Source organism: Enterobacter sp. DTU_2021_1002640_1_SI_PRY_ASU_LCPMC_013 (assembly GCF_032389435.1).
GTDB classification, from domain to species: domain Bacteria; phylum Pseudomonadota; class Gammaproteobacteria; order Enterobacterales; family Enterobacteriaceae; genus Enterobacter; species Enterobacter hormaechei_C.
Map to the genome: position 1 here is coordinate 3,071,659 of NZ_CP135594.1, position 22,441 is coordinate 3,094,099.

The following is a 22,441-nucleotide window of genomic DNA, read 5'->3' on the forward strand; positions in this document are numbered from 1 at the left end:
TACAGCCTTCCGCCCTTGACTTGCGCCACCCCGGCCCGACCAAGAATTCGATTATTCCCGGGAGGAGATGCAGGCCTACACCAAGGGTACAGAAGAACAGGCTCCTTTTCCGTACCGGAGCAATTCCGGAACGTTGCTCCCGCAAACAGGTTCCCGCTTACGAAACCGGGCCAGTCGCGCCAATGCCGGCTCACAAACAGGCACAGCTTTGGTGCGGTTTGATGACTGACGGCCTTCCGGCCAACGGCGATGCTGCCCCCTCGTTCCAATACCGGGAGTCGCCAACATGGCAAACGAAACAGAATCTATCCAGTTGAACCTGGGGGCGTTGCGCAGCGCGATGTCGCTGACGTTGCATACCCACCATGCCTCACGCATCTGGCACGGGCGCACACCATCCGAAGGCAAACCCGGCATCATCGGCCTCAACGGCTTTGTCGCCATCATGAACAAACTGAAGCGCGGCGCAGAGCAGGACGATCCCTATTCGGACTGGTGGATGCTGCGAATCGAAGACAAGCTCAGCACAACCAGGGAACAGCTTCAGGCCCTGCGTGAGCAGGTAGACCAGGCACTCTCCGACATCCCGCAGGCGCTCAGCCTCGGCGAAAACCTCAATGTACAGCCCGTCAAGCTACCGCTGTTCGTCTCATCCCAGTTGGGTTTTATGGCGGTTTATCTTCTCGCCGACTATGACGATCTTGCCCGCCGTCTGATCCTCGCGCATCACACGGCCCTGATCGATCGCAGCACCCTTGAACGCTGGCTGGGAGAAGGAGCGCATTCCCTGCGCAGCCTCTTCAGCCTGGCGCAGCAGTACCGCTACTCCGGCACGAAACGCGACGACTTCGCAGCCAACAACGCAATTGCACGTGCAGCAATTGAGAAGTATGGCGAGCTGCCGCAGGATGTACTCGAAGGCGAGCGCCGCTCCCGCTTCGCACCGCCGCTTATCCGGCGTTCGCCTCTGGCCTCGGGCACCAGCCGGTCCGGAACATCGGCTGTCGTACCGGCCAGTGACACCGACCAAGCTGCGCCAGCCGATTCCGATGACGAACCCGAGGGTGAAGCATCCGCGTCTTCGGACGAAGAGGATTCATCAACATGAACGCGCCAAGCCGCTTCGAAGCGCTGGAACAGGCTGACTTCCAGAAGCTGGAACACGCAGCCTACCTAAAAGGCCTTTTAAGACCCTTTAAAGGTAATGGGGAGCTTGCGACCTGGGCCAGCCAGTGCGAAGCACTGCGGGACGACCTGATTGGACTGGCGCAGTGCAAAGTGCTGGCGCAGGCCCGCAGCCATCCCTTCAACCTGTTGCCCGTTCAACTGTCGCAACAGACCACTGGCGCAGGGACAACCTTTCTTCGCTGGCGCAACCTCGATCGTTCCAGCATGGGCGTGGCGCTGTGGGAAGGACTGATTGCCAGCCCCGCCACGCCGATCGGCCTGATTGACGACCTCCTTGCGCTGGAACAGCAGCGCATCGTGCTGAACATGCAGATCAGCCTGTGCCACACCCTTGCCCGGCAGGGTATGGAATGCGCCAGCAAGGTGACGTCGGCGCATGCGGCATATCAACGCCGGGCCGCCGGCAGGACCGGTACAGATCCATCTAACGAAGGCTATCGTCATGAGCAGGACTGATGCTACTGCGCAGTCCTGGTTAAACAGCCCCCGTACTGGCGACTACTGCCAGATGTTGAGATGGATGAACCTTGATGACATAAGGGTGCAAGCCTTCCCACGGAGGTCATTTCGTGGTGTTCCGGGACAACTTCGTGCCACCCCACATTTTCGCCGGCTCACGGGGTGGCAATACCGTACTCGACTCTTTCACGGGCTGCGGCATGACCACCGTGGTCGCGCGCAGCCTGCAACGGCATTGCATCTGTTGCGAATTGTACCGGTCGTTCATCGACCTGCAGCGCCTGCACTGATGCCATTCAATCAGACATTTCCAGCCAGTAAGGAGTTTCCACTATGAGCACGCATTTCTATGGCGAAGGCAACATTGGCTCTGCGCCGGACTACCGGGAGTTTCCGAACGGGAACGAAGAACCAAGAAGATTGATGCGTCTGAACGTCTATTTTGACAACCCTGTCCCGTCCAGGGACGGGTTTGAAGACCGCGGCGGCTTCTGGGCCCCCGTGGAAATCTGGCACCGCGAAGCCGAGCATTGGAAGGGCCTGTACCAGAAGGGCATGCGCGTTCTGGTCGAAGGACGCGCCGTTCGCGACGAGTGGGAGGATGCGGAAGAAAACGAGCGCGTCACCTTCAAGATCGAGGCGCGGCGGATCGGCATCCTTCCCTATCGGGTCGAGGCCGTAACGCTCGGCGCGAAGCCACAGGAGATCGAGGGCGAAGCGGAGACGAAGCCAAAGGAGACCAGGGGGCAGAAGGAACCGAAGCAGGGTAAGGCGTAAGAATAGGCAGCACCGAGGGCGGGTGTAGCAACCAACACACGCTCTCAATGCGCCAGTGATCTTATGTCTCCCTGGATGTGCTCTGCACCTGCAGCGACATTCACTTTACTCAGGGTAAGTCCACTGGATTCCACTGAGTTCCGCTTGCGCACCGATGGCGAAGCCACTGTACATCGTTCTTTTGCGACGATTATTACTCACTGCCGCAACGATGTACCCGGCGTGCAAGAAGTCGGTCATCATGGAGTCCACTTTGTTTACTGCCCGCCGCTACTCTTACCGGCATGCTGGTGCTCATTCAACGATCACCATGTCATTGCCGGGGAGGCTGCATGCGACTGTATCTGTGCGAGAAGCCCTCGCAAGGAAAAGACATCGCCCGAGTGCTGGGTGCCAGGCAGCGTGGTAACGGCTGCTACAACGGACCCGGTATCGTCGTGACCTGGTGCATCGGCCATCTGGTCGAAGCGGCGCCACCGGAAGCTTATGGGGAGCAGTACAAGCGCTGGTCCATCGAACAGCTTCCGATTCTTCCAGAGCGCTGGCGCAACGAGGTCAAGTCCACCACCGCCACGCAATTCAAAGTGGTCAAACGGCTGATCGCACAAACCAGCGAACTGGTGATTGCAACCGACGCGGACCGCGAGGGGGAGATGATCGCCCGTGAGATCATCGACCTGTGCGGCTACCGTGGATCCATTCAGCGGCTCTGGTTGTCAGCGCTCAATGATGCGTCCATCTGTAAGGCGCTGGAGGCCCTGAAACCGTCGAGCGAGACATTGCCAATGTACTACTCGGCACTCGCCCGTTCACGTGCGGACTGGCTGATCGGCATGAACCTCAGCCGCTTGTTCACCCTGCTCGGCCGGCAGGCTGGCTATCAGGGCGTGCTGTCCGTCGGTCGTGTGCAGACCCCTACACTGAAGCTGGTCGTTGACCGCGATCGTGAGATTACGCGTTTTGTTTCCGTGCCGTACTGGGCTGTCGAAGTAAAGTTAGCCCATTCGGGCCAGGCATTCTCCGCCACCTGGGTACCACCCGAAGGTACCAGCGATGAGGCTGGAAGGTGCGTGCAACAATCCGTGGCATTGCATGCGGCAGATCAGATACGCGATGGCCGCAACGCGCTGGTACAATCGGTGGAAACCGAGCGCGTGCGCGAAGTGCCGCCACTGCCTTTCGATCTCGGCACGCTGCAGGAAACGTGCTCCAGGCAGTTCGGCCTCGACGTCCAGGAAACGCTGGACATTGCCCAGGCCTTGTACGAAACGCACAAGGTGACGACCTATCCGCGCAGCGACTCCGGCTATCTGCCGGAAAGCATGTTTGCCGAAGTGCCGGCAGTGCTCGACGCCATTGTTACCACCGATCCCAGCCTGCGCCCGCTGATCGACCGGCTCGACAGAAATCAGCGTTCACGCGCCTGGAACGACGCGAAAGTGACGGCCCACCACGGCATCATCCCGACGCTGGAGCCCAGCAATCTTTCAGCCATGTCGGAGAAGGAACGGGCGGTGTATGGTCTGATCCGTGCGCACTTCATTGCGCAGTTCATGCCCCACCACGAGTTCGACCGGACGGTAGCACGGTTCTCGGCAAGCGACCAGTCGCTGCAGGCGAACGGCAAACAGGTGATTGTTCCGGGCTGGCGGCTCGCACTGATCAACGGCGAAACGGAGACGCATGACGGCAAGGACGACGAACCCGCTCAGCGGAGCCAGATCCTGCCGCCTCTGAGCAACAGCACCCGCTGCGGTATCGAGCAGGTAGAGTTGAAGGCGCTGAAAACAATGCCACCCAGGCCCTATACCCAGGGTGAATTGATCAAGGCCATGAAAGGCGTCGCCAAACTGGTGACCGACCCGCGGTTGAAGCAGAAACTCAAGGAGACGACAGGCATCGGCACCGAAGCCACACGCGCCAGCATCATCAACGGCTTGCTCGGCCGGAGCTATCTGGTCAAGAAAGGCCGTTCCATTCGCGCTTCGGATGCCGCGTTTACGCTCATTGACGCTGTGCCGTTCGCCATTGCCGATCCGGGTACGACGGCCGTGTGGGAACAGGCCCTGGACATGATTGAAGCTGGACAGATGACGCTGGACACGTTCATCGAAAAGCAATCCATCTGGATCACGCATCTGGTCCGGGAATACGGAAGTAGCAGCTTGTCCATCAAGGTCCCCGAAGGTCCGACCTGTCCTGTATGTGGTGCCGCGACCCGGCAACGTACCGGCAAGACCGGCGTCTTCTGGTCATGTAGCCGTTACCCCGACTGCAAGGGCACCGTGGAGATCGAATCGTCCGGTGGCAAGCGTCCGGGCACCCGCAATCGGCGCGCGCCCCGCAAGACTTCCTGACGTCAGACACGTCCTGCCCATACCGCGATTCCCAGCGGTTGTCAGGCATTGCCCTGCCAGTGGCGGGGTATCCCGAGCATGTCTCCGCCTTCTGCAAAGGCATGTTCCCCTCCAGCGGTTCGTGTCGCCGGGAGGGATGAAGGTGTTTTCCTGCCCGGTTGCGTAAACGCAGCCTGTTGATCAGCGATTTCTCTGTCCGATCCGAAGGGTCTCCTGGCACCCTGCATGCGTGGCGCCAGGAGACCCTTCCGGGACGACGGTGTTCGATTCCGGTGCCCGCCGGTGAAACAACGGGTTCCTTTTGTGCGCGGATGTGCGCCAGACGATGCCGGCCCCAGCCACGACACGGGTCGGGTGCGACCGCTGACACAGCGACAGACTCATGACGACAGTCTGAGCCCTGTGACAGCCCACAGGTGGTTTCCTTGTCAGTCGCTGGAGGCATTCAGCCTCCAGCGCCCTGTTCCTCTCCTTCTTCACTTTGCACCACCGCCGTCCATTGGTCGCGCGGTCAACCACTACAGCAAAAGGCAGGAGAATACGGACAAGATGCTCGGGCCGGATCTGATCGCACGCTCCGTCGCGGTGCGTGGACGGGAAGGCGGCGCAACGGCCGGGCTGGGTATCGCAGTCGCAATGGGCTTGCTGGCGCGTCAGGCGGTTCATGCTTACCGAATGCGAGTGTTTCCAGGGAATGCCCGACAACTACACCCAAGGGCCGTATTGTGGCAAGCCTGCAGTCGATGCACCGCGCTACAAGGCGATCGATAATTCGATGGCCGTCCCCTGCATCACCTGGCTTGGCCAAAAGCTCTCCAGGTTCATGGACATATAGCTTCTGGCCCACAAGTATCATGGCATGCAGTAACGCCGTACGGCCAGTTGCGCACACGTCAGCGGACAGAATGGGCTCACGTGCTTTCGCCCTGACGGCTGTTGCTATGACATGGACCTTGTAGCGGCGCGCAGATGCCACAGGGCGACTTCCCGTGCATGCTCAAACTCTTCCTCGTCGCCCATTAGCGCGGCCACGTTGGCAACCGCTTCGCATGCCACCCAGGCGAAGACGAGCTGTTCGGTTTCCAGATCGCCGCGCAATTCATTGACCCGCTGCCCCTGTTCAATCAACTCTCGAAAACGTGTCCGTTTGTTCTGTCGGTAGGTCTGGATACGCTCACGAATTGGCCCCGGGCGGCAACGGAATTCGCTGCTAACCGCATTGAGAAAACACCCGCCGGGCAACGTTCTTGATCGCACGAAGTCGTACCAGCCCTCCAGCAATGCGGTCAGGCGATCCAGAGGGCTGTTCCTGAACATTGCCGGTTCGACCACGGTACGCCGGTAGATATCCATCGCCTCGTCGAGCGTCGCCAGTTGCAACTTTTCCCGGCTACCAAAAAGCACCTGGATGCTGCTCTTGGGGACGTTCGCCTCGCTGCTGACGCGACCAAAGGTCAGCCCTTCCAGTCCCGTTTCGGAAGCCAGTCGAACGGCTTCGGCCAGGATAGCACCGCGGGAGCGATCTCCCCGCTCACGACGACCGTCCCGCGACCCTGTGCTGACTGTATCGATCATGAAAACTCCTCCATTGCAGGTTTGCATGTTGTCTATTATAGTAACAAATACGATCGTATGTATTTATTTTAATGAGATACCCACTGCAAATCCTTATCTCTCCCTCGGGCCTGACGTCCAGAAGCCGCTGGCTAGCTCTGGCCACACTCTTGACAGGTAATTTCGTCGTCATTCTTGATCTGTTCATCGTCCATGTGGCGGTGCCCGAAATGCGTGCAGGGCTACCGGCCTCAGAGGTTCAGGTCCAACTGGTGTTGGCAAGCTACGCCGCTTCCTATGGCATCTGCCTCATGAACGGCGCGCGGCTTGGGGATATGTATGGACGCCGCCGCATCTTCCTCTTCGGCATGGCTCTGTTCACCGCAGCTTCGCTGGGCTGTGGTATGAGCCCGACTGCTGGTGTCTTGATCGCAGCCAGAATCGCTCAAGGCATGGGTGCTGCGTTGCTAATGCCGCAGGTACTGGCCTCTATTCGTCTGCTGTTCGCGGACACGGATCGGACGCGGGCGTTCGCCATCATGGGTGCCGTACAAGGCGTGGCGGCTTCGGTATCGCAGTTACTCGGAGGCTGGTTAATCGAACACGGGCCCGGCGACCTGGGCTGGCGCATGGTATTCCTGATTAACCTACCGATCGGCGCCCTGGCGCTGATCGTGGGACGCAGGGTGCTACCGGAATCGACGCTGATGCAGGCCCGCATCGACATCGCAGGATCGCTTACCGGTGCCGCTGCCATCGCATTGATGCTGGTCCCGGTCATGCTTGGCCGGGACCAGGGATGGCCATGGTGGTCCTGGTGCATGCCACTGCTATCGGTGGCGGTATGGGCTGCATTCCTGTGGCATGAACACCGGTTGGCGAAATCGGGCGGCCTGCCGATGTTCGACGTTGCTCTATTACACAACCGCCCCTTCCTGGCTGGCGCCTTTGGCATGTTCTTCTTCTACTCGGCCATCAGTTCGTTTTTTCTGTCACTGACGATGCTACTGCAAGGGGGGCTCCATCTCTCACCGCTGATGGCAGGACTCATCTTCACACCTTCGGCCGTGGCGTTCTTTGCGGGCTCACTGGCGGGTCCGCGACTACAAAACTACATGGGCGAAGGAACCTTGTTTGCCGGGCTGTGCATCTTCGGCCTGGGACTGGCACTGGCGATATGGGTGGGTTGGACAAACCCTGACAGTTTGGCCTGCCTCGTAATATCGCTGATACTCAACGGTTTTGGCCAGGGCATGGCGATTCCGGCGGCGCTCGGCATTCTGCTGGGCCGCGTGGCTGACGCCCAGGCCGGCGTGGCGTCGGGGCTGGTCAGTACCTTGCAAGCCCTTGGCAATTCGGCGGGTGTCACGATCGTCGGGGCCATCCTGTTCACCGGACTGGCGCACATACCGGGCGCAGAATCAAGTAATCATGGTGTTGCCCTGGCACAGGCCACCTCATACAACATCCTGGCGACTCTGATCAGCCTGGTATTGTTCAACTGCACATTGAACAGCAAGCCGGAAAGACAAGACGGCTGACCACGAAATTACATCATTTTCGCCGCATCTTCTTGGTGCCAGCCCACGAACTCCACTTCGCTGGCGCGGACAGCTTCGGGCATAGCGGGCGAACGGATGGAACACATGCGCTATTGCCCGCATCCCCGCGCTATGAAATCGGTCGGGTGTGCGCGCTCTCGGGCAACAGGAGCTTGCGTGCATCCTTCAACAACAGCAGTAGCTGCTGCTCCCGTACGGGTGATGCCTCGAAACCGAAGCGCTGGTAGAAGCGTGCGGCCTCATCATCGATCGGATGCGTCAGCATGGCCCGCACGCCAGCTTGCTCGGAGATGATGACCGTGCGCCTGATTGCTTCCTGCAGCAACCCCACGCCAATACCGCACCCGTGCTTACGCTGGTCGACAGCCAACCGCGCCAGGATGACAACGGGAACGGGATATCCACCCATTCCCTTTCGCACACGATCAGGCGCTTCGAGGGTATCGATCTGGCCCACTGTCAGGCTGAAATACCCAACGACCCGCTGTTCGTCGGCCACGACATAGGTTTTGGCTGAGCCGCTGGACTGTGACTGCCGGGCATGCCGCACCAGCCAGTCGTTCAAACTGGCTTTGCCGCAATCGAATTCGTCGAGCGCATGCCCTGCGGCGAGCGCTGACGGCTCCGTCAATGCCATCAGCTACTCCACGGTGCGGGACGCGAGAACAGATCCTTCAGCCCGGCATTGTCCTGCGCCGGCCGATCCAGCAGATCCAGAAGCGCGTGCGACTGGCTGCCCGAGACCACGAACAGGCGCTGGTCAAGCAATGTCTGTTCAGCCGCCTGATAGGCGCTGTCAAGGATGAAGTCCGTCATCGACTTGTGAGCGACATCGGCCGCCCGTCGCAACACGGCTTCCTGCTGCTGCGTTGCACGCAGCCCGAAGCGCGCGGTTTTCGTTGCTGAAGTACCCATAGAAGCATCTCCGAAAGTTGCATTTTGTACGATACGTTAGCACAACAGGCGTACAAAATCCAGCCCCACCGTGCAGGACAACAAGGTTGACCCTGCACGCGGATTGGCCCGGGACGGCAGCATCTACCGCTGCCAGTCTTGCGGCAGGTGTTGCTGATCCCGATCAGCGCCATGCCAGCAGCCAGGTCTTCAGGCTGCGCCGTGAAACAACCACGTAGACCGATCCAGTCCGCCTCGCATCGTTTTCGCGGATGCACGCCACAGCCGGCGTAGATGCACTTCGTCCCCGCGCGATCACCGCTCTTCCAGTTCACGCCCGGCGCCAAGCGGCCAGCCACGGCGCATCTTCGCTCGCGCTTTCATCCTTCGCGTCCACTTCGGCGCACGACTTTCAGGAGGCCTCAATGGGCACTATCCGTCTCAAAACCAATCAGCACCGTCTGATTTCCAACCTGCGACATGCCTTCAATCCGCAGTCCATGCTCGGTGAACTGCTGCAGAATGCACGGCGAGCCGGTGCGAACCAGATCCACATCACTGTGGACGACGCCTCGATCACCGTCAGCGACGACGGCACCGGCATCGCCGACATGCAATCTCTGATTCATATCGCCGAATCCGGCTGGGACCCGGAACTACAGGCGCGTGAGAACGCCTTCGGCATGGGCGTGCTTTCGACCTTGTATTTTTCCAAACATCTGTCGGTGCATTCGGGTACGCAGGCGTTCAGTGCCAGCACCACGACCATCATCCACGGCGATGGCATTGAGGTCCATGCTAAGGAAGCTCGCATCGGCACGGAGATTCGTCTCGATGGTGTGCAATCTCCAACCTCCGGCGTCCATCTGTTGACCTGGGTGGCACAGCAACTCAAGAAACTCTGCGAAGCCTTTCCGGTGCCTGTCTTCCTCAATGGCACAGAGCTGGTTCGACCACTGGTCAATCCCGACCTGCAATGGCGCGAGACGCCTGTCGGCCGGATTCTGCTCAACCTGGAGGCTTCATGCGTCCAGTGGCAGTGCTTCCTGCAGGGGCTTCCTCTCGGTTTTCCGCCCAGAGCATCGAATTATCATGTGGTCATGCTGCGCGATGACATGATCGCCCGGCTTCCTGATCGGCAGCATCTGCTCAATGAGGCTGACGAATATGTCCGTATCCAGGCGGCGATCAATCAAGCCTACCGTCAGGCCTTGATCGAATCCAGGCAGCAGTTGCCGGGCAGCGAGTTCGTGGAGCACCACGCCGAAAGGTGCCTTACCTCATCCAATGCAGACCTGCTCAACGATATCCCATTCGTTCCGTTGGCATGGTTCCGCGACTGGCACGACACTCCTCCAGGACATTGCCGCTTCTGGGAACGCTATCACCGGACCGGAATATCGGCCAGTGAGGGTCTGAAGGAGGTCGGCGTCTGGTGCATCGACAGCGAGGACGATGATCAGTCGACTGCCGAGGTCTACCTTAGTGCTCGCAAAGGGTTTCTGCTGGAGGAAACACGGCTGGATTCTGAGCATTGGCTGATGCCCATGGTCCGAACGATCAGGCCCGAGCAGATTGTCGTCCAGCATGCCACCAGGCTTTATGAAGACAATCACGCCAGCCTGGCGGACGGCGCTCTCTCGCTGGTTCTGGTCGAAGGCCTGCGCGTCAGCCTGGAAGGCGAGCCCGGCGAGTATCCGGTACATGCCGTGCGCAGGGTCGACACCCTCTACCTCACCGTAGACGTGGGCTCCGTCACCCGGCTGATTTCGGACTACATATTCGATGACCGTTACGACGAAGCCAGTGAGGCCGAGGACGAGCGGACCATCGATACCTTCATCGCCATCGGCTCCTCGCAGGACCCGGTTCGCGTCATCAGCGCCTTGTTGCCGGACATGCTGCGTTATACGCCTCAGCCGAAACTGGCAGGCGCGACGGTGCGGCTGGTCTTCGATGATGAAGGCAAGCTACATACGATCACCAATTGATCCACCTCACAAACGCTCCGTCGGGAGCGTTTTTTTTGGGCAATAGGGCCAGGTCTGCATTCCGATTGACGCAGGACGAAGACGCACTGGATCGTCATGCTCATTCCCATGCGTTGCTGATGTTTTCAGCGCCATGCCAGCAGCCAGGGTCTTTCCGGCTGTGCCGTGGAGTTCTCCGCGCCGACCCACCAGTCCGCCACGCATCACCTTCGCGGACGCACGCCATCACGGCGTCGATGCATTTCCATCAACCCACGGGACGCTTCCACTTCCGTAGGGATGTGGCGCCTCCCGCCATTGTCAGGAGAACACCATGTCCATTGCTTCACATCCCCAACCCCGGATCGGCCATCTGGCCTTGTTCTGGGTCGGCAAGCGTCTGCCCCTACGAGTGCTGAGAAGCGCAGCAGGCTACTACATCGGCACGACCGATGAAGAAGGCCCGGTCTCGCGCGAGTCCATCGAATATTTCCCCAGTATCGAAGTTGCAGCGACCGCTCTCGAAAACGGTGAGTGGCAGCAGCGTTCGCATCCTTGATCGTACAGCAACAGGAGTCATAGCGATGAACCTGAAAATTTCTCTCCCCCAAGAGGTCGTCGATCAGATCGCGCTTGAAGAAGCGCATATCGCATTGGCGCCATCCGCCTTCTTCCGTACCTGGAAGCGCGGCGTGGAGATCGCCGGTGTCGCGTGGTTTGGCGACGGCACCCGCGAAGGATTTCTGAATGCGGCCAGCAAATGGGATCTGCGGCCCAACTTGCTTCTGCTCAACGATGCCCTGAGCGTCCTAAGTGGCGGACAGCGGCTCTTCCTTTCTGCAATGGTCAGCTTCTACAATAACCGCGAGGGCGCTGCGATGCTCAAGCGTATCGGCTTCGAGGGTCTCACCGATCTCGGCGGACTCGACCTGGAACGCAGGAAAGTGATCGCGCAACTGGTGCTCAACTACAGCGGCTGGTGAGCCCGGTTCATTGTTTTCCGACCGACTGCTCGCCTCTGTCCTGGCGTCTCCCTTCTACTCCCCATGCAGATGCTCATGTCCGCAGGGACGTGGCTCCGCCCATTCATCGAGAGAAGCCATCATCATGGCGAATAATTATTACGAAGCTACCGGCGTTCTGATGCTGGAAGACGTTACGCCTGTTATCTCCGCACTGTTCGGCGCTTTCAATCTCGACGCCAATTATCTAGGGAACGGGCGGGCATTCATCGCAACGATCGCCGAAACCAACGATCCGCAATGGAGTGACGTGCTGGAGGGCCTGACGAACCTATCCACTCAGCTCAACATTTCACCTGGTGAGGAACCCGAGACGACAATCGATGTGGTTCTTGAAGCACTCGCCAGGCATTTCCACGCCGATCAGGACGAAGATCTCGAAAACCTTATCGAACATCATCCGTTTGATGGTGACGCAGACCTCGAAGCCTTGTTCCTGATCGCCTCTTGCTTCAACGATGGCCATAACTTTATCGCTATTCAGTTCGAGGGTTGCTGGTACTGCAGCAAACCAAGGCTGTTCGAGTTGGGTGGTCATGCCTGCTTCATCAGTCGGGAGATCAGGCTTTTCGGGAACTCCGCTCAGGCGCTGGAACTCGCAACTGATCTGCAAAAGGCGCTGCGGGAGGGCGATCTGACTGTAGCAACCGCCCGCATAACACTTAAAACGGCAAGACTGCTTGCCGGGGTTCAAGATCACAATAGCCGCCGGGAACTGCGGCAACGCATAGCCGAGGGTCTGCTCCAAAATCAGGACTGAGCTTTCGACCAAGGCTGCGCATTTTATCCACCCACCGGGGCGTTATCCCCGGAGGGGGCGCTCCGCCTAACTCGCTGAAGAAATCTCATGTCCCAGACTCTCAATCCCTTCATCCGCGGCTATCAGCACTTGCATTTCGTCCGCACGCTTTGCATCACCCACGCAGACGACAGCCCGCCAGTCTGGCGGCCGCTGCATCCCAGCCAGGCGCATCTGCCTGACGAACAGATCGCGCAGTTTCCCTGCATTCTGTGCAACGACTTTGCGTTGATCACCGAAGGCCAGGAAATCCTGAAGGAACTGGAAAGCCAATGTCAGACCGATGGAGTTGTGCGCACGGTAGTCTATGCCATTACCGGCGATGACTTCGATCAGCCTGTTCATATCGCAGACACCTACTCCGGAAAATCTGCGGAGGAAGTGATCCACCGACTGAACTTCGAGACCGGCTTTTACAGCCGGTGCTGGGAAATCAGTACGGCGCACATTACCGAAGAGGCTTCCCGCTACCTGGCCGAGTTGGCTGATATCGCCACCCCGACTGCCTTCCAGTTCATCGCATTCCGCATTCCCTGTAGCCCGGCGATTGGCGTAAAACTGATCGCCACGCCATGGACAGATGAGAACCTGTTGCAGATTGAGGGCATTACCGCTGCACAACTGCGACAGCAACATCTGGACAAGGGCATGCCGGAATCTCTGGTTGATACTCTCCATCTGGCGGCTTTGGCCGACATCCGCATCCTGATCTTCGATGCCGATGCCCCGATCCTGGATGGACTGCCACAATATGAAGAATAACTGTAGATTGAAATTAGAGCCTCCTCGCGAGGCTCTCTTTTTTATAGTTCCATGTGGTTCGATTTTGTATTTTCTGGAAACCTTATGACGATGCCGTCCGATACCGAAGTTGCCCCTGTACAGAAACCCGATGCAGCTTCTGCCAAGCTGAAGCAAGCTGTCAGAAACATCGTGGCTGCAAAGGACGCATTGGATGCAGCGCTAGATTACCTGCTTCGACATTCCTCGTGCCCCCTGAGCTGCCCAATGCAGCCGGTTCCGCTGTCGATGTTTCCGCCTTCACCAGGGCCATAGTGCCTTTTCTGGATTTGCGGCAATCGGTCGGCAGCGCGCGCTCATGTTCCACTCGACATGTTACTGGGCGAATCCTGGCGGTGAAGGGAGGCACCCTCCGCCACCGGGCTTGCCGACTATTTGCTGCAAGATGAACGCTCGACACCGGGAGACCGAGACCAGGCCATCGTGTTTGAGATCGCTCCGCTGGGAGTGTGGTTCGCACACGAAGGCAAGAACCACGTCCACTTCCTGCGCTCCGGTGGTGCAATCGAAATGCCTGCGATAGTGACCACCGTTGATTACCCGGCCGCCAGCCGGCTGGCGCTCTACCGTCTGGCAGTTGCTGGCAGGGAGAAGATGTGGTGCATGTTGGACGACCGCCTGGCAAAGCGTTTACGGCTACCAAAACTGACCCATACGCTCTTGACAGCCTACGGCCTCACCCCCGCGAACACCAGGCCAAAGAACCTGCCTTCGCCTCACATGATTACCGACGCACTTCAGCAGCAGGAGCGCCATGGAGGGAACGGTCCGGATATCGACCTGGACGTGCTCCGTGGACGCATTGCGGAAAAAGCCTCCGGGGAAACGTTCACCGAACTCAGTCTGCTGGACGCCCTGGCAGGCGGCCTGCTCAGAACCCGGTGACGGTGGATCGCATCCGCCAGCACGATTCTTCTCGGCGTCCTGGCGCTGAGCATGGCGTTGCCGCAGCCCTGGGGGAGCGAGATCCGATTTCTGGCCACCGGCGTCATTGGCGGGTTTGTCGCAAGTTTGATGTTCCCCTGGATGCAGGTTCGTCACAAGCACCTGCGACGCGACGATCTGTGATCCCGCAACGACGGAATACGTTGAAGAGACTGCTCCGATAGGCGCTAACAATTCGCAGCGCCATAGATCAACCTGACGACATGTTTGCTGGCGTTGCCGGCTGCATGCCCAGGCAGTCGAGACCTTCAAGACTGCGGTGCCTCGTTGCACTGGTTGGTCTGTTCTACCGGCGCATTCCGCACCAATCACTCAACCCACAAGGGACACCCTCCCTTGTGGCGGGAATCCCTTGCTTTTTTCAAGGAGTTCCCATGGACCGTTCTCTCATCAAGTCCCTGATGCCTTCGCTTGTCGCAGCCCATGTGCCGCGCAATGCGCGAGGTTTCAAGTACCGCGTATTTGACGATCAGCCACAAGTGTCGGCATTCGGCTTCTCGATCGACCCCGATGCCTTCGACGGCAAAGTGGTCGCGACCACCGGCGATGCCATCATCGTCAGGGTCAAACCCACCGAGTTCGCGGTGCTCGATCCCAACCTGGTGACTTCGGTCCCCGAAGAAGGAGCTAGGGTGCATGTCCAACCCTACGCGCGGCGCCGGTTCGACGGCCTGCGTGCGGACACCCCGGAAGAGCGTACGGAGATGACGTCTGACGGCATCCCCTACACCGTCAAAACGCATGTCCTTGGTTCCGCACCGGCCAAGCTGCCCATCCCCAAGCCACAGTGCCTGGAACTGGGCCAGCTCATCCAGCAACTGGAGGAAATGCCGGCGCCCGATGGCTTCCGGCGTATCACCCACATGCTGGTCGATGCGGGCGCCCGTGACTTCACCTGGGTCGATCCAAAGCCGTCCAGGATCATCGAGACGCCTCCGGCGATCAGCTTCGCGGTTTCGACCGGGAAGTTCGAGGGCCGGGTGACGATCCTTTATGACCGCGCCGGCGACACCTACGTGGTGGAGCTGCATTGCGATGGCGAACTGGTCGATCGGCACGACGAGGTGTATTTCGACATGCTCGGCGAAGTGCTGGAGCATCTGATCGATGACGGGCGCTGGCGCCTGATCGACGTGAGCGTGATCAACGCCAAGGCTTCACGGCGACGTCAGGCGGTGTCGGCGTGACGTCCACGGCAAGCGGCTCCTGGGTGGTGTATTCACCCAACGAGTCAGCCGTCAGCGACAGCGCCGGTTTCTGGTCCAACGAGTTCGGCTGGGTCCTGCTCGACCAGGCGACACGCTTCTCGAAGGAAGAGACCGGGAGCTTACAGCTTCCGCTCTCGACTGGCCGTGATGCGCGCTTCGTTCCATGGCAGGAAGCCCGGCAGTATTACGGCTGAATCCGTACCCTGGCGGGGACTTGCCCTTCACGCTTTCCATCCACTCAGATGTAGGGCCTTTTTCTTCAACGTTGAGGTATCCATCATGTCAGAAATCACTTGCAGTACATCCTCACAGACCATCGGGGAGACCCATCCCGCGTTCAATGAAACCGCGTGGAGGGCTGTTTGCGAGAAGTTCGCCGTGCAAGCCAACAACGGCTGCGGACTGTCTCACGACTACTACGTCGAACGCTTCAGTTCACAGGTTGAGATACACATTGCTCTACTGCCTGAATGCCAGCGCGCACAGGCTCTGCAGATAGCACAGGAATGGGACTATGCAACACCAGTCGAAAGGCAGGAAACCCGGTACTGGAATGCACAGAATGGCTACTGCACACACGGAATTGAGCTGGGTTGCTGCCCGGCCGGTTGCGGTTCTTAGGGATTGGCACTTAGCCCCATTGCTGATCACCCAGCAAGCCCCCGCCTCGGGGGCTTCTTTTTTTCAGCACCCCGATATCGCACACCAGGCTCCGCCGCTGTTGAGAAACAGCATACAACCGGGTTACGCCGTGCGCGCTACACGACAATCGGCATGCTCGCACGACTCACGTTCAGCGGCCGAACAATAAGGCGACAGGCCAGTACCCATTCCGGATGGCCGTCCAGAGAAGCAGATGCCACGCTACAGCCATGTTGCGCTGACCACGGTCAGCAACATGCCCAGGTAGCCATGATCTTCAAGGCTACCGCGCGGTTCCGTCCGCGTGATCACACCAGTTCGCATTCGGCATCCCAGCGCGAACGACCGTCGAGCAATCGGCGGTGATGCCAACCTGGTTGTTGCCGGATCTCACGATCCATCAACCCGCGCGGGGGTTACACACCTCCCGTACGGGGTCGGTGTGTCTCCGCTTTTTTGTCCTCAAGTCTGGAGATTCACCATGACCACTTCCAACGAAAAGTCCTTTTTCGACTTGCACATCACCGGCCTCGGCTACCTCAATCGCATCCGCGAAGTGAAGCCGAAGAAAGGTGATCCGTTCCTGGCTTGCGATATCGCAGCGCTTAATGGTCCGAGCAACGATGTCTCGTACGTGCGTTTCGATACGCGCGTTTCGGGCACCGATGCCCAGCACCTCATTCGTCGCTGCATCGATGCCGTCGAGGCGGAGAAGAAAGTGATGATCGGGTTCCGCCTGGGCGACCTGTGGACCGACACCTTCACCTATTCCAAGGGTAAGCGCGTCGGCGAACAGGGTGTCAGCCTGAAAGCCCGCCTGCTGTTCGTCAGCTGGATCAAGGTCGATGGCGTTCTGAAGTACAAAGCCGAACCCAAGCCGGCCGAGTCCGAACAGGACGCTGCGGAGCAATCCGCAGCGCCTGCTCCTGCGCCGCAGGAAGTGCCGGTTCCGGAAACCTCCGAGCCGGTCAACGAACCTGCAGACGAAGCCGCCGATGCGCAAGCACCAGCACTGGCCGAGTCGTTCTGATCCGCAAGGCCCCCTCACAGGGGCCTTGTTCTTTTCATCAGCCGGGCATCCCAGACACAGCGCTGTCGGCGGAGCCCGCTCGTCCATTCTTCACCAGGAGCACTCTATGATTACCCTTCCGGGCCAGTTGGCCATCAAGACAATCCACGGCAGGAATGGCGACTTTAATGTCGGCCACTTTTCGACCAGCATTGGTGAGTTTGTCATAAAGAATTCGGGATTGGACCAGTATAACGAAGGCAAATACGACGGTGATTTCGTCATCGCCAAAATCCGCCCCTCCACCTACAACACCAGTGGGCGGATGATCATCGAAATCCGCGCCCATCTGGGTGGTATGCCCCTCTCAAACAGCGATCGCCTGAGCAAGGACGAAGCCCAGCGGCTGAGCCCGCAGGAGATCGTTCCTATTGATGAGGAAGCGCAGGCTCCTGCCGCAGCCACCAGGCCTCCAGCCAGGACCAAGGCCCGCAGCATGCGCGATCCACTGGTCGACACCACGCCGTTCGGAAGCGAACCAGCGGCAGCATCACCCACCGACGCCTCGGCTGAAGATGACGACGCGGCACTGTTCGGCATGCTCTGGCCGTTGAGCGAAATCGTGAAACTCGACGCAACCGTCGACCGCCGCATCCTGCGTCAGCAGCGCGACCGTCTCGATGCGATGGGCTATCGGTTTGAACCTCTGTTCCAGGACTGGCTCCAGGTCAACGTCTGACCGGCGTTGATACATCACCCATCGGGGCGCCTCCCCGATGGAACAGCGTCCGATGATTTCAAAAGAGGAGCTTCATCATGAGTCGACACTACTTCGACACCTCCCACAAGGGATTTCCCATCATCGTCGTGCTCGGCTGGGACCGGCCGATGCAATATTTTTTCCTGACCATCGAAAAGTCTGCCGAGATAATCGACGACGCCATGCAGGTCGAGGACGACCACTTCCTGTACAGCAATCTGCACGAGACCGATCCTTTCGGTCATAACCTTGACTACTACCGCGAGGTCTTGCGGTATTTTCAGATCATCGTGCCCGAGAGCCTGTTCAGAGAGGCGCAATCCGACGCCGCAAGGAATGTCGGCAATCGCCTCACCAGGCATCAGGCGGATGGTTCATTCACCGAACTGGGGATCTGAAAGGCCCACGTTATCCCTGCCAGGGCATTCACTGCTCTGTTGAGCGTGCTTTACGTGCGTACCACGATCACAGATGCACAGCGCGTTCGGCATCCGCCTTTCGAGTCGTCTGAACTTCCCGTCCATCAGTCTTCGGACTGACCCTGCATCGCAGGTTTTCCACGCACGCGTGCGCGTCTGGTTTTGGCCAGTCGTCGATTTCGCTTGCCCAATCCTCAAGGAGATAGACATGCAACTCGCATCCCGTTTCGCATCACGTTCCCCGATCCTGCGTGCTGATCATCCTCTGTCGGATGACCAGATCCGCGCAGTTGCTCCTTCCATCTACGCGGACGCCCCGCACGAAAGCCGCTCCTTACGGTACAGCTATATCCCGACCTCCGCCGTTCTGGCGAAACTCCGCAATGAAGGGTTCGAACCCTTCATGGTGTGCCAGACCCGCGTGCGTCGTGAAGACCGTCGCGAGTTCACGAAACACATGATCCGTCTTCGCCATGCAAGCCAGATCAACGGCAAAGAGGCGAATGAGATCGTCTTGCTGAATTCACATGATGGCACCAGCAGTTACCAGATGCTGGCCGGCATGTTCCGTTTCGTGTGCCGGAACGGTCTGGTGTGCGGCGATATCGTTGGAGACGTTCGTGTGCCTCACAAGGGCAATGTGACGGACCATGTAATCGAAGGTGCCTACGAGGTCCTGAGCGGCTTCGACCAGGTGCAGGACTCCCGCGAAGCCATGCGAGCCATCACGCTCGACGATGGGGAGGCGGAAGCCTTTGCGCGATCGGCCCTGACGCTCAAGTACGACAGCGACACCAAGGTGCTGCCGATAACTGCAAGCCAGGTTCTGGCAACGCGCCGGTTCGATGACAACCGGCCGGATCTGTGGTCGGTGTTCAACCGGGTACAGGAAAACCTCGTCAAAGGAGGTCTGTCCGGTCGGACTGCCTATGGCCGTCATCAACGCACGCGCCCTGTACAAGGCATCGATCAGAACGTCCGCCTCAATCGGGCGCTGTGGCTGCTGGCCGAAGGCCTGCGGCAACTGAAAAACTGATCTGACGCGGGAATTGCTCGTTTCAGGCAATTCCCGAGGTTTTCACCCACCGCTCCTGACGGAGCATTCCTCCCCCACGAGCTGGTGCTGCCCCTGGACCTTCCAAAGGACACGAACATGCCCGATACAACATCTTCGCAACCGCTTCTTCGCATTGATGAATGCCCCGACCTGATGGCCAAGAAGATCCTCGTCTCGCAGAACACATCGGGAGAGGAGGTGTGCCGGAGTCCGGGTTGGATGCACTCAACACGGACGGCAATTCGGTAGAAGTGGCGATAGCAAGACAACTTGTCGCTGCCTGATCACCATGCAGCACTTCAACAGCCCTTCGGGGTCGTTATTTATCGTCAGTAAAGGACGTCAACCATCTGATGAAACCTTGGTCTTGATCGCTTTGATCCAATGCTGCGTAGTAGAGCAGTCGAAGATGACGATCCTCGTCAATCGTAAGCTTCGTGTATTCGAAAGCGACATGGCCGTAGCCTGTAAGAGATAAACGCTGCCAACTCATATTCAGACCATGGATGGTCTGTTCCTGCCACCAAGCTTTGAAATCGGGAGAGACCTTTTCCAGGTCCTTGATCAAAGCGCAGATATCAGGCTCTTGCGTCGCCCGGACAAAATCTCGCCGGAACTCAGATAGCAGGTGGAGGGCTTGATCCTCCCAAGGGCTAAACAACGCCTGAGTTGCAGGATCAGCGAATAGCATCCAGAGCAGGTTCCGGCGTTCCGGGGCATGTTTTGAAAAGTGGAACACTCGGTCTGCGGCTTGGTTCCACGCCAGCACATCCCATCGAAGATTGATCACGTAGGCAGGGCGTAGCGCCAGGTCGCCCATCAGACGGTGGACGACTTGCGGTACGACACACCATGTCTTTCCTGGTTCTGCGGGAGGACGCTGCTGGCTTAGCAGATAGAGATACCGGCGCTCAGCGGCGTCCAGCTTCAGGACCCGTGACAGGTTGTCCAGAAATGTCGCCGATACGCTGATATCACGCCCTTGCTCCAGCCACGTGTACCAGGTCAATCCGACTCCGGCCAATGCAGCAACTTCCTCGCGTCGCAGGCCTGGCGTACGGCGGCGTCCGCCAGACGGAAGACCAACATCAACAGGATGCAAGCGCTCGCGCCGACTACGCAGAAAGTCAGCTAATTCCTTTCGCGTGCGCTCCATCGTTCTAGCTGTGCTCATCCCATCACCTTTAGTAACAGCATAAATGGTTAGATTGTAATAGACAAATAAGTTGCACACAATAGGTGCGACTTGCCCCAAAGGCGTGCAAAGCCTTCGGGCAACCATTGAAAAAGGATGAGTGAAATGTAGCCAGAGCTAAGAGGAAATAACCATGTACCAAACTTTACTGAATGAAAAACTAAGTGCCTTGAAAGTATCCGGGCAGTATCGGACCTTTGTGACACTAAACAGAATTTGCAGCCAATATCCGCTATCCCTCCACGCAAGACCCTGCGTACAAAGGACTGCGAACCTCGCTGACCACGATCATGGCTAATCCGGCTTCTCCGGTATTGCCATTGCTTGACCGTGACCGTGACCGTGTTACCCAAACCCTGGGGAAACCTCCTGACAACCTGTCTCCCATGTATGACCGCATGGGCATGGAATTGGCAATCGGCCTGAATACCTGGCTGGCGGAATACGAAGTGTCACTTTCTTTTTAAACTGCAACTGTGGGGCGACACATGTGTCGCCCCAATTCTATTAGTTGGAAACCTATGATGTCGAACTACAAAAAAAGCTCACCAGTCTATCTCATATCGTTGGGGGCATTTGCCCTTGGGATGGCCTCCTACGTTACCGCTGGGCTCCTGCCGATGATCGAAACGGCTTTTTCTGTGTCCGTAGCGATTGCGGCGCAGTTGGTCACCGCCTTCACGCTGGCCTATGGGCTGGGCTCACCAATCTTTGTCGCGTTGTTACCCGCACATCAGCAGCGAGCAGACTTGCTGTTCGCCCTCGGAGTATTTGTTCTGGCCAATGCAGCCAGTGCGCTATCCACTGATTTCACGGTTCTGATGGTTTTCCGCGCCATCGCTGGTATTGGAGCAGGTGTCTATCTCGCGATGGGCATTGCCGCCTCTGCGGCGCTTTCCCTCCCTGATCAGCGAGGGAAATCAATCGCCGTAATCATGGGAGGTATGGCCAGCGGAACAGTGCTGGGCGTTCCTTTGAGTCTGCTCCTGGCGGAACAACTCGGCTGGCAATCTGCGCTGTGGCTGGTCACGCTGCTGGGGGGCATTGCTTTCGTAGGGCTGTTTGCCCGGCTTCCTGCATTGCCAACGGCACAGGCAATTCCACTCAAGGCCAAGCTCGCATTGCTCACAGATAGCCATGTGGTGGTCATCCTTTTGGTTTCCCTGCTCGCGGCGATTTCCAGCTTGGGAATGTATACCTTTCTGGCTCCGCTGATAGCTGCCGCTGAACCAGACTCATCTCCCTCAGTTACGCCATATCTTTGGGTATGGGGTGTTGGTGGAGTGCTGGGCAGCTTCCTGATCGGTCCTCTGGTGGATCGTGTAAAGGGACCGACGCTGACACTGTGGATTATGGCCATTCTGGCAGTTGCTCTGCTTTTACTGCCAGTCTCGTTGTCAACCGGCCCATGGTTGGTGATGCTTCCGATCGCCGTTTGGGGTGCCGGGGGCTGGGCGCTGCAGGTTCCTCAAAACAATGAGTTGATCAAAGCTCGTGAACAACAGGGTGATGGCAATCTTGCTGTGGCGTTGAACGAATCCGCCCTCTATCTGGGAAGCGCGCTCGGCGCTGCATTGGGAGGAGTGTTACTTCTCCAGCAATGGCCTGCGTGGATGTTAGCGACGAGCGCAGGGGCAGTCGCTATTATCGGCGCAATACTTCAACTGCTTAACTTACGCAGGAAGTCATGACTCGCATTACTACGGCCCTCCGGGGCCGTTTTTTTGAGAGAAGAAATCCCATGTCACTATAGCGGAGATAAACCCCGAGGCCAGCAGCGTCAGCAAGAGGCCACTGGCCAGCTCCAATGGCACCGCCTCGAG

The 22,441-nt window shown here is 58.6% G+C and carries 25 protein-coding genes and 1 pseudogene; 22 read left to right on the forward strand and 4 right to left on the reverse strand.

The annotated features are described in order from the left end of the window. Positions 1–286 precede the first annotated feature (286 nt). From RS584_RS14735 to RS584_RS14760, 6 genes and pseudogenes are all read left to right on the forward strand, one after another. The gene (locus tag RS584_RS14735; RefSeq protein WP_315748121.1) at positions 287–1,108 is read left to right on the forward strand and encodes a PFL_4669 family integrating conjugative element protein; all 822 of its coding nucleotides are present in this window, start codon (positions 287–289) and stop codon (positions 1,106–1,108) included. Further along, complete coding sequence (locus RS584_RS14740; RefSeq protein WP_315748122.1) at positions 1,105–1,644, forward strand: DUF3158 family protein; 540 nt, start codon at positions 1,105–1,107, stop codon at positions 1,642–1,644. Before RS584_RS14735 ends, RS584_RS14740 begins: the two co-directional genes overlap by 4 nt. Before the next feature lie 134 nt (positions 1,645–1,778). Beyond that, on the forward strand, positions 1,779–1,937 hold the full coding sequence (locus RS584_RS14745; RefSeq protein ID WP_315749988.1) for a DNA methyltransferase: 159 nt from the start codon (positions 1,779–1,781) through the stop codon (positions 1,935–1,937). Between the two features lie 43 nt (positions 1,938–1,980). Continuing rightward, positions 1,981–2,424 (forward strand): single-stranded DNA-binding protein, encoded by a 444-nt coding sequence (locus RS584_RS14750; protein WP_315748123.1) that lies wholly within the window; start codon positions 1,981–1,983, stop codon positions 2,422–2,424. Positions 2,425–2,756: 332 nt separating this feature from the next. Continuing rightward, positions 2,757–4,781 (forward strand): DNA topoisomerase III, encoded by a 2,025-nt coding sequence (locus tag RS584_RS14755; RefSeq protein WP_315748124.1) that lies wholly within the window; start codon positions 2,757–2,759, stop codon positions 4,779–4,781. Between the two features lie 637 nt (positions 4,782–5,418). After that, positions 5,419–5,616 (forward strand): annotated as a pseudogene (locus RS584_RS14760) (DNA cytosine methyltransferase); the annotation flags it as partial. A 104-nt stretch (positions 5,617–5,720) separates the two neighbouring features. Here the strand turns inward: RS584_RS14760 and RS584_RS14765 are convergent. Continuing rightward, a complete protein-coding gene (locus RS584_RS14765; RefSeq protein WP_315748125.1) occupies positions 5,721–6,356 on the reverse strand; it encodes a TetR/AcrR family transcriptional regulator in 636 nt (211 codons plus the stop codon). Between the two features lie 149 nt (positions 6,357–6,505). Between RS584_RS14765 and RS584_RS14770 the strand changes: the two genes are divergently transcribed. Further along, positions 6,506–7,876 carry an MFS transporter gene (locus RS584_RS14770; protein WP_315748126.1) on the forward strand — a complete coding sequence of 457 codons (1,371 nt, stop codon included), beginning with the start codon at positions 6,506–6,508 and terminating at the stop codon, positions 7,874–7,876. Between the two features lie 130 nt (positions 7,877–8,006). On the opposite strand, the gene RS584_RS14775 is transcribed toward RS584_RS14770, so the two are convergent. Together RS584_RS14775 and RS584_RS14780 are read right to left on the reverse strand one after the other, a co-directional pair. Further along, a complete protein-coding gene (locus tag RS584_RS14775) occupies positions 8,007–8,534 on the reverse strand; it encodes a GNAT family N-acetyltransferase (RefSeq protein ID WP_315748127.1) in 528 nt (175 codons plus the stop codon). Beyond that, positions 8,534–8,812: a DUF1778 domain-containing protein gene (locus RS584_RS14780; protein ID WP_012248294.1), complete on the reverse strand. Its 279-nt coding sequence runs from the start codon at positions 8,810–8,812 to the stop codon at positions 8,534–8,536. The genes RS584_RS14775 and RS584_RS14780 overlap by 1 nt, the downstream gene beginning before the upstream one ends. A 404-nt stretch (positions 8,813–9,216) precedes the next feature. Here RS584_RS14780 and RS584_RS14785 point away from each other — a divergent pair, with 404 nt between their 5' ends. The 13 genes from RS584_RS14785 (at position 9,217) to RS584_RS14845 (ending at position 19,402) form a co-directional block, all read left to right on the forward strand. Continuing rightward, on the forward strand, positions 9,217–10,782 hold the full coding sequence (locus RS584_RS14785; protein ID WP_315748128.1) for an ATP-binding protein: 1,566 nt from the start codon (positions 9,217–9,219) through the stop codon (positions 10,780–10,782). A gap of 313 nt (positions 10,783–11,095) precedes the next feature. After that, entirely contained in the window at positions 11,096–11,320 is a 225-nt protein-coding gene (locus tag RS584_RS14790) for a hypothetical protein (protein ID WP_315748129.1), read from the forward strand. 25 nt (positions 11,321–11,345) lie between these two features. Beyond that, positions 11,346–11,744: a hypothetical protein gene (locus tag RS584_RS14795; RefSeq protein WP_410493082.1), complete on the forward strand. Its 399-nt coding sequence runs from the start codon at positions 11,346–11,348 to the stop codon at positions 11,742–11,744. A gap of 124 nt (positions 11,745–11,868) precedes the next feature. Beyond that, positions 11,869–12,543: a hypothetical protein gene (locus RS584_RS14800; RefSeq protein ID WP_315748130.1), complete on the forward strand. Its 675-nt coding sequence runs from the start codon at positions 11,869–11,871 to the stop codon at positions 12,541–12,543. A gap of 87 nt (positions 12,544–12,630) precedes the next feature. Continuing rightward, positions 12,631–13,344, forward strand: coding sequence for an ABC transporter substrate-binding protein (locus RS584_RS14805; RefSeq protein WP_315748131.1), 714 nt, complete (start codon positions 12,631–12,633; stop codon positions 13,342–13,344). Between the two features lie 462 nt (positions 13,345–13,806). Then, positions 13,807–14,268, forward strand: a complete 462-nt coding sequence (locus tag RS584_RS14810) for a hypothetical protein (RefSeq protein WP_315748132.1) — start codon at positions 13,807–13,809, stop codon at positions 14,266–14,268. 434 nt (positions 14,269–14,702) lie between these two features. Then, entirely contained in the window at positions 14,703–15,515 is an 813-nt protein-coding gene (locus RS584_RS14815) for a GTPase (RefSeq protein WP_315748133.1), read from the forward strand. Continuing rightward, positions 15,512–15,730: a hypothetical protein gene (locus RS584_RS14820; protein ID WP_315748134.1), complete on the forward strand. Its 219-nt coding sequence runs from the start codon at positions 15,512–15,514 to the stop codon at positions 15,728–15,730. The genes RS584_RS14815 and RS584_RS14820 overlap by 4 nt, the downstream gene beginning before the upstream one ends. Positions 15,731–15,815: 85 nt before the next feature. Continuing rightward, positions 15,816–16,157 carry a hypothetical protein gene (locus tag RS584_RS14825; protein ID WP_315748135.1) on the forward strand — a complete coding sequence of 114 codons (342 nt, stop codon included), beginning with the start codon at positions 15,816–15,818 and terminating at the stop codon, positions 16,155–16,157. A 502-nt stretch (positions 16,158–16,659) separates the two neighbouring features. Further along, entirely contained in the window at positions 16,660–17,208 is a 549-nt protein-coding gene (locus RS584_RS14830; protein WP_315748136.1) for an STY4534 family ICE replication protein, read from the forward strand. Between the two features lie 106 nt (positions 17,209–17,314). Beyond that, positions 17,315–17,926 carry a DUF3275 family protein gene (locus RS584_RS14835; protein WP_315748137.1) on the forward strand — a complete coding sequence of 204 codons (612 nt, stop codon included), beginning with the start codon at positions 17,315–17,317 and terminating at the stop codon, positions 17,924–17,926. A 77-nt stretch (positions 17,927–18,003) separates the two neighbouring features. Next, positions 18,004–18,345, forward strand: a complete 342-nt coding sequence (locus RS584_RS14840; RefSeq protein WP_315748138.1) for a hypothetical protein — start codon at positions 18,004–18,006, stop codon at positions 18,343–18,345. Between the two features lie 229 nt (positions 18,346–18,574). Then, positions 18,575–19,402, forward strand: coding sequence for a DUF932 domain-containing protein (locus RS584_RS14845; protein ID WP_315748139.1), 828 nt, complete (start codon positions 18,575–18,577; stop codon positions 19,400–19,402). Positions 19,403–19,742: 340 nt separating this feature from the next. On the opposite strand, the gene RS584_RS14850 is transcribed toward RS584_RS14845, so the two are convergent. Beyond that, on the reverse strand, positions 19,743–20,597 hold the full coding sequence (locus RS584_RS14850) for a helix-turn-helix transcriptional regulator (RefSeq protein ID WP_315748140.1): 855 nt from the start codon (positions 20,595–20,597) through the stop codon (positions 19,743–19,745). 311 nt (positions 20,598–20,908) lie between these two features. On the opposite strand from RS584_RS14850, the gene RS584_RS14855 reads away from it, so the two are divergent. Continuing rightward, complete coding sequence (locus RS584_RS14855) at positions 20,909–21,085, forward strand: hypothetical protein (RefSeq protein WP_315748141.1); 177 nt, start codon at positions 20,909–20,911, stop codon at positions 21,083–21,085. Between the two features lie 54 nt (positions 21,086–21,139). Beyond that, positions 21,140–22,309: an MFS transporter gene (locus RS584_RS14860; protein WP_315748142.1), complete on the forward strand. Its 1,170-nt coding sequence runs from the start codon at positions 21,140–21,142 to the stop codon at positions 22,307–22,309. Positions 22,310–22,441: the final 132 nt, after the last annotated feature.

Excerpts from the sequence above, each read along its gene's own strand:
- RS584_RS14735 (WP_315748121.1), top strand. The coding sequence starts at position 287 with ATGGCAAACGAAACAGAATCTATCCAGTTGAACCTGGGGGCGTTGCGC.
- RS584_RS14740 (WP_315748122.1), top strand. The coding sequence starts at position 1,105 with ATGAACGCGCCAAGCCGCTTCGAAGCGCTGGAACAGGCTGACTTCCAG.
- RS584_RS14750 (WP_315748123.1), top strand. The coding sequence starts at position 1,981 with ATGAGCACGCATTTCTATGGCGAAGGCAACATTGGCTCTGCGCCGGAC.
- RS584_RS14755 (WP_315748124.1), top strand. The coding sequence starts at position 2,757 with ATGCGACTGTATCTGTGCGAGAAGCCCTCGCAAGGAAAAGACATCGCC.
- RS584_RS14765 (WP_315748125.1), bottom strand. The coding sequence starts at position 6,356 with ATGATCGATACAGTCAGCACAGGGTCGCGGGACGGTCGTCGTGAGCGG.
- RS584_RS14775 (WP_315748127.1), bottom strand. The coding sequence starts at position 8,534 with ATGGCATTGACGGAGCCGTCAGCGCTCGCCGCAGGGCATGCGCTCGAC.
- RS584_RS14780 (WP_012248294.1), bottom strand. The coding sequence starts at position 8,812 with ATGGGTACTTCAGCAACGAAAACCGCGCGCTTCGGGCTGCGTGCAACG.
- RS584_RS14785 (WP_315748128.1), top strand. The coding sequence starts at position 9,217 with ATGGGCACTATCCGTCTCAAAACCAATCAGCACCGTCTGATTTCCAAC.
- RS584_RS14790 (WP_315748129.1), top strand. The coding sequence starts at position 11,096 with ATGTCCATTGCTTCACATCCCCAACCCCGGATCGGCCATCTGGCCTTG.
- RS584_RS14795 (WP_410493082.1), top strand. The coding sequence starts at position 11,346 with ATGAACCTGAAAATTTCTCTCCCCCAAGAGGTCGTCGATCAGATCGCG.
- RS584_RS14800 (WP_315748130.1), top strand. The coding sequence starts at position 11,869 with ATGGCGAATAATTATTACGAAGCTACCGGCGTTCTGATGCTGGAAGAC.
- RS584_RS14805 (WP_315748131.1), top strand. The coding sequence starts at position 12,631 with ATGTCCCAGACTCTCAATCCCTTCATCCGCGGCTATCAGCACTTGCAT.
- RS584_RS14815 (WP_315748133.1), top strand. The coding sequence starts at position 14,703 with ATGGACCGTTCTCTCATCAAGTCCCTGATGCCTTCGCTTGTCGCAGCC.
- RS584_RS14825 (WP_315748135.1), top strand. The coding sequence starts at position 15,816 with ATGTCAGAAATCACTTGCAGTACATCCTCACAGACCATCGGGGAGACC.
- RS584_RS14830 (WP_315748136.1), top strand. The coding sequence starts at position 16,660 with ATGACCACTTCCAACGAAAAGTCCTTTTTCGACTTGCACATCACCGGC.
- RS584_RS14835 (WP_315748137.1), top strand. The coding sequence starts at position 17,315 with ATGATTACCCTTCCGGGCCAGTTGGCCATCAAGACAATCCACGGCAGG.
- RS584_RS14840 (WP_315748138.1), top strand. The coding sequence starts at position 18,004 with ATGAGTCGACACTACTTCGACACCTCCCACAAGGGATTTCCCATCATC.
- RS584_RS14845 (WP_315748139.1), top strand. The coding sequence starts at position 18,575 with ATGCAACTCGCATCCCGTTTCGCATCACGTTCCCCGATCCTGCGTGCT.
- RS584_RS14850 (WP_315748140.1), bottom strand. The coding sequence starts at position 20,597 with ATGAGCACAGCTAGAACGATGGAGCGCACGCGAAAGGAATTAGCTGAC.
- RS584_RS14855 (WP_315748141.1), top strand. The coding sequence starts at position 20,909 with ATGGCTAATCCGGCTTCTCCGGTATTGCCATTGCTTGACCGTGACCGT.
- RS584_RS14860 (WP_315748142.1), top strand. The coding sequence starts at position 21,140 with ATGATGTCGAACTACAAAAAAAGCTCACCAGTCTATCTCATATCGTTG.